This window comes from Anaerosporobacter faecicola (genome assembly GCF_012070565.1).
Classification (GTDB): domain Bacteria; phylum Bacillota; class Clostridia; order Lachnospirales; family Lachnospiraceae; genus Anaerosporobacter; species Anaerosporobacter faecicola.
On record NZ_JAAQRO010000010.1, the window covers coordinates 24671 to 38290 of the forward strand.

The 13620-nt window shown below is 34.5% G+C and carries 11 protein-coding genes; 1 reads left to right on the forward strand and 10 read right to left on the reverse strand.

The annotated features are described in order from the left end of the window. Positions 1-197: 197 nt before the first annotated feature. Positions 198-803 carry a regulatory protein RecX gene (locus HBB17_RS06500; protein WP_167956675.1) on the reverse strand — a complete coding sequence of 202 codons (606 nt, stop codon included), beginning with the start codon at positions 801-803 and terminating at the stop codon, positions 198-200. 2 nt (positions 804-805) lie between these two features. Next, the gene (gene recA, locus HBB17_RS06505) at positions 806-1864 is read right to left on the reverse strand and encodes a recombinase RecA (protein ID WP_167956676.1); all 1059 of its coding nucleotides are present in this window, start codon (positions 1862-1864) and stop codon (positions 806-808) included. 682 nt (positions 1865-2546) lie between these two features. Between recA and HBB17_RS06510 the strand changes: the two genes are divergently transcribed. Then, positions 2547-2885 (forward strand): hypothetical protein, encoded by a 339-nt coding sequence (locus tag HBB17_RS06510; RefSeq protein WP_167956677.1) that lies wholly within the window; start codon positions 2547-2549, stop codon positions 2883-2885. Between the two features lie 148 nt (positions 2886-3033). On the opposite strand, the gene ilvA is transcribed toward HBB17_RS06510, so the two are convergent. From ilvA to HBB17_RS06550, 8 genes are all read right to left on the reverse strand, one after another. Further along, the gene (ilvA, locus tag HBB17_RS06515; protein ID WP_167956678.1) at positions 3034-4254 is read right to left on the reverse strand and encodes a threonine ammonia-lyase; all 1221 of its coding nucleotides are present in this window, start codon (positions 4252-4254) and stop codon (positions 3034-3036) included. Between the two features lie 580 nt (positions 4255-4834). Further along, the gene (gene ftsY / locus HBB17_RS06520; RefSeq protein ID WP_167956679.1) at positions 4835-5776 is read right to left on the reverse strand and encodes a signal recognition particle-docking protein FtsY; all 942 of its coding nucleotides are present in this window, start codon (positions 5774-5776) and stop codon (positions 4835-4837) included. A 29-nt stretch (positions 5777-5805) separates the two neighbouring features. Beyond that, entirely contained in the window at positions 5806-9375 is a 3570-nt protein-coding gene (gene smc, locus HBB17_RS06525) for a chromosome segregation protein SMC (RefSeq protein ID WP_167956680.1), read from the reverse strand. 31 nt (positions 9376-9406) lie between these two features. Beyond that, positions 9407-10102: a ribonuclease III gene (rnc, locus tag HBB17_RS06530; RefSeq protein ID WP_330588170.1), complete on the reverse strand. Its 696-nt coding sequence runs from the start codon at positions 10100-10102 to the stop codon at positions 9407-9409. A gap of 130 nt (positions 10103-10232) precedes the next feature. Next, positions 10233-10463 (reverse strand): acyl carrier protein, encoded by a 231-nt coding sequence (gene acpP, locus HBB17_RS06535; protein WP_167956681.1) that lies wholly within the window; start codon positions 10461-10463, stop codon positions 10233-10235. An 88-nt stretch (positions 10464-10551) separates the two neighbouring features. Continuing rightward, positions 10552-11553 (reverse strand): phosphate acyltransferase PlsX, encoded by a 1002-nt coding sequence (gene plsX / locus HBB17_RS06540; protein WP_167956682.1) that lies wholly within the window; start codon positions 11551-11553, stop codon positions 10552-10554. Positions 11554-11662: 109 nt separating this feature from the next. Continuing rightward, positions 11663-12400, reverse strand: a complete 738-nt coding sequence (locus tag HBB17_RS06545; RefSeq protein WP_167956683.1) for an adenine nucleotide alpha hydrolase family protein — start codon at positions 12398-12400, stop codon at positions 11663-11665. 292 nt (positions 12401-12692) lie between these two features. Further along, positions 12693-13478, reverse strand: a complete 786-nt coding sequence (locus HBB17_RS06550; RefSeq protein ID WP_167956684.1) for a CheR family methyltransferase — start codon at positions 13476-13478, stop codon at positions 12693-12695. Positions 13479-13620 lie beyond the last annotated feature (142 nt).

The window sequence follows — 13620 nt, forward strand, 5'->3', positions numbered from 1 at the left end:
GAAATATTAGTTTTTTTTTCATTTTATTAACGATTATGTAAACTATTTTTTACCATTGCGTTTTATCACATAATACGAATATTCCAATATTATTTATATGAAATCTGCTATTTTTTTAATCTTCTTTTATCGTTTAAAGACCCGGTTAGAATCAACGTTCTACCAGGTCTTTTTAACACCTTAACGATATAGCATTCTTATCCCCATGATATATATTCTCTAATTTCGCTTGATGAAAAACCCTTCCGAAACAAATATGCTGCTACTTTTTGTTTTTCCGTATCTGTAAGTTCTTCCAACCGTTCTAAAGAACCAATCTTCTTAACAATAGCGCGTATAATTGCATTTTCCTCATTGTCATATTCTTCTTCGAATGCAAGTTCTATTCGTTCTTTGCTTACACCTTTTTGATTTAAGGTATACATAATCTGCTTTTTACTTTGAGAGTCTTTCTTAAAACGAATATAATTTCTTGCATAGCGTGAATCATCAATATAACCATAACCAATTACATAATCCAATGCTTCATTAATTGCTCTGGGTGGATAATATAGCTTTGCTAATTTGTCACGTAATCCTTTTTCTGAATAATCCATTGATTTAAGTAACTGCATTGCTTTTAATTTCGCACGTCTTAAAACAACATCATGATAGATTTCTTCAACCTTCTCTATCGTAATCTCCATCTCTTCTTCCAAACGGTATCTTCGGATATCTGTGACATACAAAAGAAGTACAAACTCACCATCTACATAAATACGATCTCGTTTCTGGTCAATTCGTTCAATCTGTGTCAGTAACATTCTTACTCTTCATCCATATCTTCGTCAAATTCTTCTGTAGCGGCTTCTTCCGTAGCAGTAATAGCTCCATCAAGATTATACTTATCACGAACCTTTTGCTCTACTTCCGCAAAGATATCTGGGTTCTCTCTAAGATAAATCTTTGCATTCTCACGCCCCTGTCCAATCTTTGCATCATTATATGCATACCATGCACCACTCTTAACAATAATTCCTTCATTCGCTGCAAGGTCAAGTACATCACCTTCACGAGAGATTCCCTGTCCAAACATAATATCAAATTCAGCTTCACGGAATGGAGGCGCAATCTTGTTCTTGACAACTTTAATTCTTGTACGGTTACCAATCATCTCTCCACCTTGTTTCAGAGCTTCAATTCTACGAACATCCATACGAATAGAAGAATAGAATTTTAGTGCTCGACCACCTGTTGTTGTTTCTGGATTTCCAAACATTACACCAACTTTTTCACGTAACTGGTTGATAAAGATTACAATACATTTTGATTTGCTGATGACTGCTGTTAATTTACGTAATGCTTGTGACATTAATCTTGCTTGTAAACCTACATGGCTATCTCCCATGTCACCATCAATTTCTGCCTTTGGAACCAATGCTGCAACGGAATCGACGATTACAATATCAACAGCACCCGAACGAACCATGGTTTCTGTAATCTCTAATGCTTGTTCTCCATTATCTGGTTGAGAAATATATAAGTTATCAATATCAACACCTATATTCTTTGCATACACTGGATCTAATGCATGTTCTGCATCAATGAATCCTGCAATTCCACCTCTTTTTTGAACTTCAGCTACCATGTGAAGGGCAACTGTCGTTTTACCACTTGATTCCGGTCCATATACTTCAATAATTCTTCCCTTTGGAACTCCACCTAGTCCAAGTGCAATATCAAGGCTTAATGAACCAGTAGGAACTGTTTCAATGTTCATGTGTGCACTTGTATCTCCAAGTTTCATAACCGAACCTTTTCCATATTGTTTTTCAATCTGAGCCAGTGCAGACTCCAATGCTTTTAATTTATTTTCATCTTTCATTACATTCTCTCCTTTATGTAGCGAACTAATGTTCTTTTACTATCATTATAGTACCGTATTTTACTTCCTCTGTCAACTGTTATATCGATTCCTTTTTTTTGTATCTTACAATTTTTTTACCAGTATACGCATTTTTTCTTCAACATTATACCCCTACACTTACCCGCTTCCTCCTCTCCTTTCTTTTCATATTATTTTCCCTTAAAGTACTTTCAAAGAATAAACTTCTATAGTCTGCTGTACCTGGACATAAAATCAAATCAATTTATTCCATAGAAAATTCCAAAATTAATAAAACACCTTCACATAATCATAATTACTGTATTACATGTTCCTCGTAAAGATCATTGTAACAGAACGATAACAAATTAATTGGGGATACTTTTTGATCATAGAATTATAGAAATATAAAATATAAGACCTAGAAATATAGACTATTTGCTTTAATGTGCCGAATGATAATTGGGTTATAAAATGTTGAATATGGAACATATTATAGCATATCTGCAACTTCATGTAAACCATATATTTACATATTGATTTTTATTCTAAAGTTTTTCATTAATTTATGTTATAATTCAAACTTTTCACAATTCTTTCTTTAAAATATGTTGCACGATTTTACAAAACCCAGTAGAATAAGTACAATTGCTAGTTATTATCAATACAAAGGAGGCACTTTATGAAACAAAATACTGCTTTTTCCAAAGCAACCTATTCTAAAGTAACAAAATTTTGGCTCGTACTTTACATTCTTATCAATTTCGTCTGGGGTATCCTACCTTTTTACACCAAAACGGTTGTTATTCCATTTATTGCTTTAGCACTGATTAATATATACGGGATTACACTTGTAATAAAAATGAAAAAGCAAGGTGTATACATTCTTACCAGTGCAGAAATCGTTCTTGTTGCTTATTGCTTGATTCGACATCACAGTATGTATTATTTTTTGGGAAATTTCCTTCTAATCTGTATCACCTGGTTCTTAATCCGTTCCAAATGGACAGATCTTGAATAAGTATAGACACAAAACAGCCTTATGTAGTTATTAATCTACATAAGGCTGTTTTATTTACGCGAGCAACGAGCCAAAGTCCAAGTTTACTTGAGACCTTGGCGACTGCCGCGATAACTTGATAAACTCGCAAAGCGTGTTTATCATAGTATTAATTATATAAACTCTTTGGTTGTACAATTTTCGGATTGTATCCATGATTCTTCAACGCACGTACGATCTTCTCTTTGTGATCATGTCCATATGCTTCCATGGTAATCTCCAATTCAACTGCACTATTACGGTTAATGCTTACAAATTGATTATGTTCCAACTTGATCACATTGCCTTGTTCCTGGGCAATTACTGTAGCAACATTAACAAGTTCTCCTGGACGATCAGGTAACTGAACTGTTACTGTAAATACTCTTTCTCTTTGTATCAAGCCATGTTGTACAATAGAAGAAACAGTAATTACGTCCATATTTCCTCCACTAAGAATGGATACCACTTTCTTATTCTTACAATCAAGGTGTTTTAATGCCGCCACAGTTAATAAGCCAGAATTTTCAACAACCATCTTATGATTTTCAATCATATCTAAGAAAGCTACAATCAGTTCGTGATCATCGATTGTAATAATATCATCGATATTTTTTTGTATGTATGGGAAAATCTTCGTTCCTGGTGTCTTTACTGCAGTTCCATCTGCAATCGTTTCAACACCTGGTAATGTAACGACATGACCTGCTTTAATGGATTCCTGCATACAGTTAGCACCTGCTGGTTCAACACCGATTACTTTAATATTGGGATTTAATAATTTTGCTAACGTGGAGACACCTGCCGCTAATCCACCACCACCAATTGGTACTAAGATAACATCTACTGTAGGTAAATCTTTAAAGATTTCCATCGCAATAGAGCCTTGCCCCGTTGCTACTACTTCATCATCAAAAGGATGGATGAATGTATATCCATTTTCTTTTGCTAATTTACAAGCATGTTGATATGCATCATCATATACATCTCCATGTAATACTACTTCTGCACCATAACTCTTTGTACGGTTTACTTTGATCAATGGTGTTGTAGTAGGCATAACGATCGTTGCTTTTGCATTATATATTTTCGCAGCATAAGCAACCCCTTGCGCATGATTTCCAGCTGATGCTGTAATTAAGCCTTTTTCACGATCTTCCTTTGATAATGTACTAATCTTATAGTAAGCACCTCTTACCTTGTAAGCACCTGTGAATTGCATATTCTCTGGTTTTAGATATACTTTATTTCCAGTTGTTTCTGTAAAGTAATCACTATAGATTAACTTTGTACGATTTATTACTTTTTTGACCGCTTCGGTCGCTTCTTCAAATTTGTCCAATGTCATCATAGTCTTATCTCCTTTGTCTATTCAAATTAGCTAGGCTTCAATTCATCACGCTAAAGTCTTACTTCATTCATGATAACACGAATTTATTATCTGTCAAGTTCTTTGTCTTCCACGAAATGAACCACATGCCGGAAATAGCCATTCTTTTTTGTGCGAAATATCTGAATTATAACAGCGATCTATTGTAAATAATGAAATATTTCCCGTCTATTATAACTAAATGAATATTTTATTATTCCTTTTTTGTATACTTAATTATAGCGTAATTAAAGTTATATGTATTATTTTTCTTTCTTTGTTTCAGTATTTTAAGCGTTGAATTTAACGATCCGTATAATGACTCACTTCTTAATAACTTACGTGTTCCTCACACATTTGAAACAATGTCCAGAATAGATTGAAAAAAATCCGCTTCCCTTCTGGGGTTCCAATGACCTAAAAACAGCGGTAAAACAGTTAACCCATTCTACATGTAGCGTTTTTATGTGGTCGTACTCCAGCGGGAAGCGACTCCGTTTATATTGCGTTTGTATGCCATGCAAAACTAGGCAATTTACATTTTTCTATAGTGCTATTCAACTTATTGTTCCACTTCGTTATTATTTGTAAATAACGCATTTACAAATTCATCTGCATTGAATTTCTGTAAATCGTCTATTTTCTCTCCAATACCGATGTATTTAACAGGAATTCCAAGTTCCGATTGTATTGCGATGGCGATTCCTCCCTTTGCTGTTCCATCTAGCTTGGTAAGGATAATTCCATTGATCTCTGCAACTTCACTAAATTGTTTTGCTTGTGCAAGTGCATTCTGACCAGTTGTTCCATCAAGAACAACTAAAGTTTCTTTATGTGCTTCCGGATATTCGCGGTCGATTACACGACTAATCTTACGCAATTCTTCCATTAAGTTCTTTTTATTATGAAGGCGTCCTGCGGTATCACACAATAAAACATCTACATCTCTTGCTTTTGCAGCGGTAACTGCATCGTATACAACAGCTGCAGGGTCAGATCCCTCTTGTTGTGAGATAATTTCAACATTGGCACGATTTGCCCAAGCGGTAAGTTGTTCGATTGCTGCTGCACGGAACGTATCTGCTGCAGCAACCATTACTTTCTTTCCATTGTCTTTCAGCTGACCAGCTAACTTCCCAACTGATGTTGTTTTTCCAACACCATTTACCCCAATCATTAAGATGATTGATTTTTGATTTTCAAATTCGTAAGCAGTTTCATCAACTGACATCTGTTCTTTAATACTATCAATCAATAATTGTTTACATTGACTAGGTTCTTTAATCTTCTGCTCTTTTACCTTTTCTTGAAGATTTTCTATAATTGCAGTCGTTGTATTGATCCCCAAGTCCGCCATAATCAGAATCTCTTCTAGCTCTTCATAAAAATCTTCGTCGATGCTGGAAAATCCTTTGAATATATTATCGATTCCTGTAATAATAGTATTTCTTGTTTTTGTAAGCCCTGATACTAACCGGCTAAAAAAGCCTTTCTTTTCTCCCATATGATCACCTCTATTATTTTTTGTAGTCCTTATGCCTTTTTATCTTCTAATTCATCTTCAATTAAGCTTACTGATACTAATGTAGAAACGCCTTTCTCCTGCATGGTAACACCATATAGGGTATCCACGCTTTCCATTGTACCACGTCTATGGGTAATTACGATGAATTGCGTATGTTTTGTTAATTTATGAAGATAATTTGCAAACCGCTTAACATTTGCATCATCTAGGGCAGCTTCAATCTCATCAAGTAAGCAAAATGGTGAAGGTTTCAAGTTCTGAATAGCGAATAATAATGAAATTGCAGTAAGCGCTTTTTCACCACCTGATAACTGCATCATATTCTGTAATTTCTTTCCTGGTGGCTGAGCGATGATTCGAATTCCTGCTTCTAGGATATCTTCACCCTCCATCAATTCTAATGTCCCTTTACCACCACCAAATAATTCTTTAAATACAAGATCAAATTGGCTTTTAATCTCACCAAATTTTTCATTAAACTGCTTACGCATCTCGATATCTAATTCCTCAATGATCTTCTTTAATGCTTCTTCTGCTTCAATCAAATCATCATGCTGGGTCTTCAACAGTTCATATCGATCTAGTAAGTTTTTATAATCTTCTATGGCATTGACATTTACATCACCTAACGCTTTAATCTGCTGTTTTAGACTTTGTATCATTTTCTTCATCTGAGGAATATTGTCATAAGCTTCATTTTTCTTTTCAAGTGCTAAACTATAGGTTAACTCATATTCCTGCCACATATACGTAACTTGGGCATCGAGTTGTTCCATCAATTTATCTTTTTGCCCACTTAATCGGAAGTTTTCCTTGTCTAATTCATTTACCATATTCGACAATTCTTCTCTACGAGCAAGAAATGCTTTATGATCTTTCGAAAGTTTTTCTTTCTTGATCACCATTTCTTCCAATTCATGGGATAATATAGCAATCCGCTTTTCATCTGCTTCTAACTGTTCCTTCGTATGATTCGTCATGCTGACCTTTGCCTGCATCGTATCTTTTGCTTGTAGAAGCTTACTCTTTGTATCGCTTAGTTCTTCCTCGAATCTAGAAACTTCTTCTTTAACACGCTTTATGTTTTCCACTACATAGGCATTCTGTTGTTCTAATGTAGAACAGTCTAATTTCATGGAAGCAATCTTATCCGTACATGTTTTTTCTGCAGCTTTTTTCTCTTCTAATTGCTTTGTAAATGCTGCAATTGACTCTTCCGCATTTTGATTCTTATTTACGGTATTCTGTTGTTGCTCTTGTAATTGTTGTATAACGTTTTTTAACTCAATCGCTTGCAAATCAATTGAAGTACTTTCTTTCTTTATCTCATCATAAGACGTACGAATCTCTGCTTTCTTGGATTCCATTTGCTGCATCTGCATCTTTACTGTATTTTGTTCTATCGAATACTCTTGCAGTTTCGTCTTATTGGTTTCGTATTGCCTACGATTTGCTTCTCTATCATTCTTGCATTGTTCCACAAATGCAGTATTTTCTTTCATTTGATTCGCAAATGCGGTAACTTTGCTCTCAATCTCTTCAATTTCTCTTCTTCGGCTTAACAGATTACTACTATTCTTGTAAGCACCACCAGACATCGATCCGCCTGGACTTAGTAATTCTCCTTCAACGGTAACAATTCGTAAGGAATAATTGTACCGTTTGGATATCGTAATGGCATGATCAATAGTATCCACAACTACGATTCTTCCCAATAGATAATCTACTAATCCCTTATACTTCTCATCATGATCAACTAAAGAATTCGCTAGACCAATTACTCCTGTTTCATTCAAAACATTACTGTCTTTAAAACCACCTCGTGCGCTTATTGAGGTAAGTGGTAAAAATGTAGCTCTACCAAATTTATTCTTCTTTAAGAATTCGATCATGCTTTTTGCTGTTGATTCATTGTCTGTAACAATATTCTGTATACTTCCACCTAACGCAATTTCAACAGCTGTCTCATATTCTTTCTTTACCTTGATAATATCAGCAACAACACCCTCTATACCTGGATTCTGCTGTTTCTGTTCCATGATTTTACGAATACTGTTTCCATATCCCTCATAACGTTCGGTCATGTTTTTCAAAGAATCCATACGAGATTTTTCTTGATGATATTTTTGTTGAAGTACACGAAATGCATCTTCTTTTTCTTTAATATTATTCTGTAATTCCTGCAGTTTATTCTCAACTTGAATATTTTGTTCCCGAATCTCCTGCATAGAAGCCGTGATGGTCTGTAAAGACTCCTGTTTTTGATTCCATTCTTGCTGCAAAACAGCTTCATCACTTTTATTTTTCAATAGCCGTTGATTTAAACTGGCTTTTTGAATACTACTTTGTTCTACAATTGTTTCATACTTCTGGATTTCTGCCTTGCGGTTTGCATTTTCATCCAGATTTTTATAAATCTCTGAATTACATGCTTCAATGGTTCTTGTTATCTCCTCCATTTCAGACAGAATTCCTTTTAATTCTTCATTTGTCTCATTTTGTACATCATCAAAAGAATCGATTTTCTCATCCAATTTACTTTTCTGTTGATAATATTGGTTTAATTGCTCTTTTTTTAATTGTACTTCTTTGCTGATTGAATCAATCCGTTCCTGATAGTGGGTCCGATTCTGCTCCGATGCTGCAATCTGCTCACGAAATACTTTTATGTCGCCTTCTAATTTCTCTTTATGTAGACGATAATTATTTAAGTCAATTTTCTTTTCTTCTAATGCTGTATCAAATTCTTCGATTTGAGACTCTAATTTCTCATATTCTTCTTTTGTTTGATCAAAAGATTCTTTTGATTGTTTAAGGTTTCCCTGGGCAATCTGTAATTTATCTTCAATACTTTTTTGTTCTTCAAGAATTCGTTCATATTCCACTAAGAACATATTAACATCTAATTCTTTTAATTCTTCTTTGAATTTTAAATATTCTTTTGCAACGCCAGCTTGTTTCTCTAAAGGTTCTACCTGTTTCTCAATCTCCGCGAGAATATCATTAATACGGCATAAATTCTGTTTTTCTTCCTCGAGATTCTTTTCAGCAGTTGCTTTTCTTTTTTTGAATTTAACGATACCAGCTGCTTCATCGAATAATTCTCTACGATCTTCTGGTTTTCCACTTAAGATCTTATCAATCTGGCCCTGCCCGATAATCGAATAGCCTTCTTTACCAATACCCGTATCTAAGAACAGTTCCTGTACATCTTTAAGACGACAATTGGTACCATTGATCATATACTCACTTTCGCCAGAACGATATACACGTCTAGCCACCTTTACTTCATCAAAATCAATGGCTAGTTGATGATCCGAATTATCTAATGTAATGGCAACATATGCAAACCCCAAAGGTTTTCTTGTTTGTGTACCCGAAAAGATGATATCTTCCATCTTGGCTCCACGTAATTGCTTTGCACTTTGTTCACCAAGTACCCATCGTACTGCATCTGCAACGTTACTTTTTCCACTACCATTCGGTCCAACGATACCAGTTATCCCACCTTTAAACTCAAATATTAATTTATTCGCAAAAGATTTAAATCCTTGTATCTCTAAACTTTTTAAATACATGTTATCGCTCCACCACCTGTGTTTGTCGTATCTATTTCTTTTTTCTTAATGCTAATATAGAACGGTATGCTGCCTGTTGTTCAGCTGCTTTTTTCGTTCTTCCAATTCCCATTTCTAACTCCTCAGAACCAATCATCGCTTTTACCGTAAAACGTTTGTTATGATCAGGCCCTTCCTCTGCGACTAATTCGTATGATAATGGATCTTTGTACTCACTTTGAACAATTTCCTGTAAGATAGTCTTGCTATCGAAAAAGAGCTGTTTATTCTCCACGTCAGATAAGATAAATCTATCTATATACTCTTTTGCACTAGTAAAACCACCATCTAAATAAATGGACCCAATTATTGCCTCCATGGCATCAGAAAGGATAGAAGCACGTTCTCTGCCACCTGTAGCTGCTTCCCCTTTACCTAACTGTATATACTTCCCTAAATTAATATCATTGGCGCACAACGATAATGTCTGTTCACATACAATACTAGCTCTTAATTTCGTTAAGTCCCCTTCATGCATCTTACTATTGTTTTTAAAGAGATATTCACTTGTTACAAGTTCAAGTACAGCATCTCCCAAGAATTCAAGGCGCTCATTATTAGCCAGTTTGTCTAATCGTTTTTCATTCGCAAACGAACTATGTGTAAGCGCTTGTCGCAAAAGCTTACTATCGTGATACGTATAGCCAATGATTTCTTCAAACTCATTTAGTAATTCACTAATTTTCATATCCTTACCATAACCTTTTCTCTAATAGTCTTATACATACGTATAAGCTTGTTTATAAAATGCAACGGCGCCAATTAAAACCACGTTCAATTTGGCGCCGTTGTTTTCTATTGATTGAAAGTCACACCGATTAGTTAAGTGCGTTTTTGATTTGTTCTACAGCATCACTTACTGTTACAATATTCTCAGCTGCTTCGTTCGCGATTTCTATATCAAATTCTTCTTCAATTCCCATAATAATTTGGAATATATCCAAAGAGTCAGCTCCTAAATCATCAACAAATGTTGTTTCCATTGTAATTTCATCTGCATCTACATTTAATACTTCACCAATAATTTTTTGTAACTTTTCAAATTCCATTTTAATCACCTTTCTTATCTTTATTCATATTCATGATTATACATATTGCTATGCACACTATGCTCTCGCAATAAAAAATATTCAATTACTAATTAATATTTTCTCTTATCTTTTCATTTATGTTCTGTTCACTAAAGGACACGCATTGAATAATGGCATTATGAATTTCAGTGTTTACAGAACTTCCATGTGTCTTAACTACAAGTCCATTCAATCCAAGCATTGGTGCTCCACCAAATTTTGAGGAATCAAATCCTTTCAATGTTTTCTTCAGTTCCCCTTTGCAAAGAGCAGCCCCAATCTTACTTTTTGTTGTACTCATTAAGCCTTTTTTAATCGTACTCACTAATGCAGCACTTAAGCCTTCATATAATTTTAAGATTACATTACCTACAAATGCTTCGCATACAATTACATCAGCTGCACCATATGGTATCTCTCTTGCTTCTATACTACCTACAAAATTAATATCTTCGCAGTTTTTCAATAAAGGATATGTCTCTTTTACTAGCATATTACCTTTTTCTTCTTCTACCCCAATATTAACAATGGCAACTTTCGGATTTTTTACTCCAACTACATGTTCCATATAGAGGGAGCCCATCTTGGCAAACTGAACCAAATGTGAAGATCTTGCATCTACATTGGCTCCACAGTCAACAAGTAAAGAAACGCCATTAATAGTTGGAATCAGTGGTGCTAGTGGTGGACGTTCAATGCCTTTAATTCTTCCTACGATTAATTGTCCTCCAACAAGGATTGCACCCGTACTTCCTGCAGAAACAAATGCATCTGCATCTCCATTCTTTACCAACTTCATAGCGATTACAATGGATGATTCTTTCTTACGTCGAATCGCCATAACAGGAGCTTCATCATTGGTTATTATGTCACTGGCATGAACTACTTCAATCTGTTCTTTGTTATAAGTATATTGTTGTAGTTCAGAATTTACCATATCTTCTCTTCCAACTAAAAAAACTTTTATGTCATTTCTTTCATTAACAGCTTCAACTGTACCTTTAACAATCTGACCAGGTGCATTATCACCGCCCATTGCGTCAACTGCAACCCTAATTATGTTTTGCATCTTAATTCCTCCCTGTCAGTATCTATACATAATATACTAGAAAAGGTTCTATAAATCAATAAAAAATTTTATAAATTTGCAGGAAAGCTTGATTGTGACATTAATTGAATTATTCATAATTTTCAAGGAAATGATGTTTTATGCCTGCCTGTTCATATGCGATCATCATATCAAGATTCATATGATACGTACTCATAAATATATTTACATCAATATTGGGATTTATTTCACACAATTCCTCGAGTAGTTGTTTCACCTGCTTTTTTTCTTTGTCATGTACTTGATTAGAAGCGTCTTCTGGGCAATTCCTTATTTGTAGTTTTTCCAAAAGATGTTCCATATGATTTCTTTCAGTCCATCTTAATATAGCGTCCTCTTTCACAAGATACAATGGTCGAATTACTTCCACTCCTTCATAAATCTTGCTTTTGCATTTTGGTAAAATGGAATGGATTCTTCCCTCATATAGGATACCCAATAAAACAGTTTCAATTACATCATGAAAGCATTGTTCATATGCAACTTTCCGTGTTTGGATTTCTTTTGATCCCTTTATTGCTCTCACTGGAAGATCGAATTGTCTGCACACATCAAATAACATTGGATCAGATTCCAGTGTAGCAAATTGCAGATCAAAAGCAATCTGACCATGTCGCTTAAGTTCCTGCATACATTTTGCAAGCAAAAAAGAGGCAATGCTTCCTGTTAGTAAGACCGTAATTGAATCATCTGGCTGGATTAATTCATATTCTTCAATTGCCTCCATGAATTTTCTCCAAATTGATTTGCGATATGTTGTAATGATCGTTCGTTCCACATTTTTCAAAATGGTCATTTGTTGTTCCATGCTTTGCTCCTCATGTCTTGAATAGAATAATGTGTACTTCGGTACACTTTCGCGTTAATAACAGCTTCAAAGTACACGTTGTTCTCCCCGCCGAGCACAGTCAGCTTCAGCTGACATCTACCTTATGTGCGAGTGCGCATCCCCCGGAGGGTTTCTATTATAGTATAAAAGGCTATTGCTATCATCCAAGATGCATAATAGCAACAGCCTTTCTTGTAACACAGCTTTCTCATGTTACCGTATCAATACTTATTTGTCAATATCCAATCGAGTTTATGGTAAAAACCACATCTTAATCACCTATCTTTTTATAAAAGAATGATTTATGAGATGCGAAACCAAGTGTTTGTGGTTGAATAATCTGTTCTGTACTTCCAACAAAGAGGATTCCATCTTTTTTCAAAGCACGATTAAACTTTTTATAGATATCCATCTTTGCTTCTTCTGTAAAATAGATCAGTACATTTCTACAGACAATTAGATCACATGAATCCGGATATGGATCTTTTAACAAATTATGGTTTTTAAATTCCACGCAACGTTTTATCTCATCATTTATTTTAAACGATTTTTCACTTAATTGTGTAAAATATTTATTAATGAATTCCTGTGGTAATCCTTTTAAACTCTTATCATTATAGATTCCACCTTGTGCTTTTTCAAGAATCTGTTTATCAATATCCGTTGCAATAACTCGGATCTGGTTAAGCGGCATATACTTCGATAGCAGCATAACTAACGAATATGGTTCATCACCTGTGGAACAAGCTGCACTCCAAACCTTTAATTTCTTACCAAACTGGTTTGTAAGATATGGATAGATATCCTTTTCAAGGATTTCCCACTGTTCTGGATTACGATAGAATTCAGATACATTGATTGTAAGATACGTTACAAATTCCTCATACATTGCTTTGTCATTTTTAAGAGCAGTTACATATGTACTATAGGAACTTATGTTATGCTTCGCAATCAGCGCATCAATTCTTCGTTTCATCTGACGTTCTTTATATGAATTAAGATCAATTGTTGTCAATTTTAATATCTGTTCTTTAAACATCTCATAACTATCTACCATTTCACACACTCACCTTTCTATAATCTATTTATAGCGAGTCCTAGTGGATCTATTAATCTTAAGTAAATATCTTTGTAATAAGAAAAAGACTTTATAATTTGTATGTCTAGATATTATAAGATTGAATACCAATCCTATAATA

Excerpts from the sequence above, each read along its gene's own strand:
- HBB17_RS06500 (WP_167956675.1), bottom strand. The coding sequence starts at position 803 with ATGTTACTGACACAGATTGAACGAATTGACCAGAAACGAGATCGTATT.
- recA (WP_167956676.1), bottom strand. The coding sequence starts at position 1,864 with ATGAAAGATGAAAATAAATTAAAAGCATTGGAGTCTGCACTGGCTCAG.
- HBB17_RS06510 (WP_167956677.1), top strand. The coding sequence starts at position 2,547 with ATGAAACAAAATACTGCTTTTTCCAAAGCAACCTATTCTAAAGTAACA.
- ilvA (WP_167956678.1), bottom strand. The coding sequence starts at position 4,254 with ATGATGACATTGGACAAATTTGAAGAAGCGACCGAAGCGGTCAAAAAA.
- ftsY (WP_167956679.1), bottom strand. The coding sequence starts at position 5,776 with ATGGGAGAAAAGAAAGGCTTTTTTAGCCGGTTAGTATCAGGGCTTACA.
- smc (WP_167956680.1), bottom strand. The coding sequence starts at position 9,375 with ATGTATTTAAAAAGTTTAGAGATACAAGGATTTAAATCTTTTGCGAAT.
- rnc (WP_330588170.1), bottom strand. The coding sequence starts at position 10,102 with ATGAAAATTAGTGAATTACTAAATGAGTTTGAAGAAATCATTGGCTAT.
- acpP (WP_167956681.1), bottom strand. The coding sequence starts at position 10,463 with ATGGAATTTGAAAAGTTACAAAAAATTATTGGTGAAGTATTAAATGTA.
- plsX (WP_167956682.1), bottom strand. The coding sequence starts at position 11,553 with ATGCAAAACATAATTAGGGTTGCAGTTGACGCAATGGGCGGTGATAAT.
- HBB17_RS06545 (WP_167956683.1), bottom strand. The coding sequence starts at position 12,400 with ATGGAACAACAAATGACCATTTTGAAAAATGTGGAACGAACGATCATT.
- HBB17_RS06550 (WP_167956684.1), bottom strand. The coding sequence starts at position 13,478 with ATGGTAGATAGTTATGAGATGTTTAAAGAACAGATATTAAAATTGACA.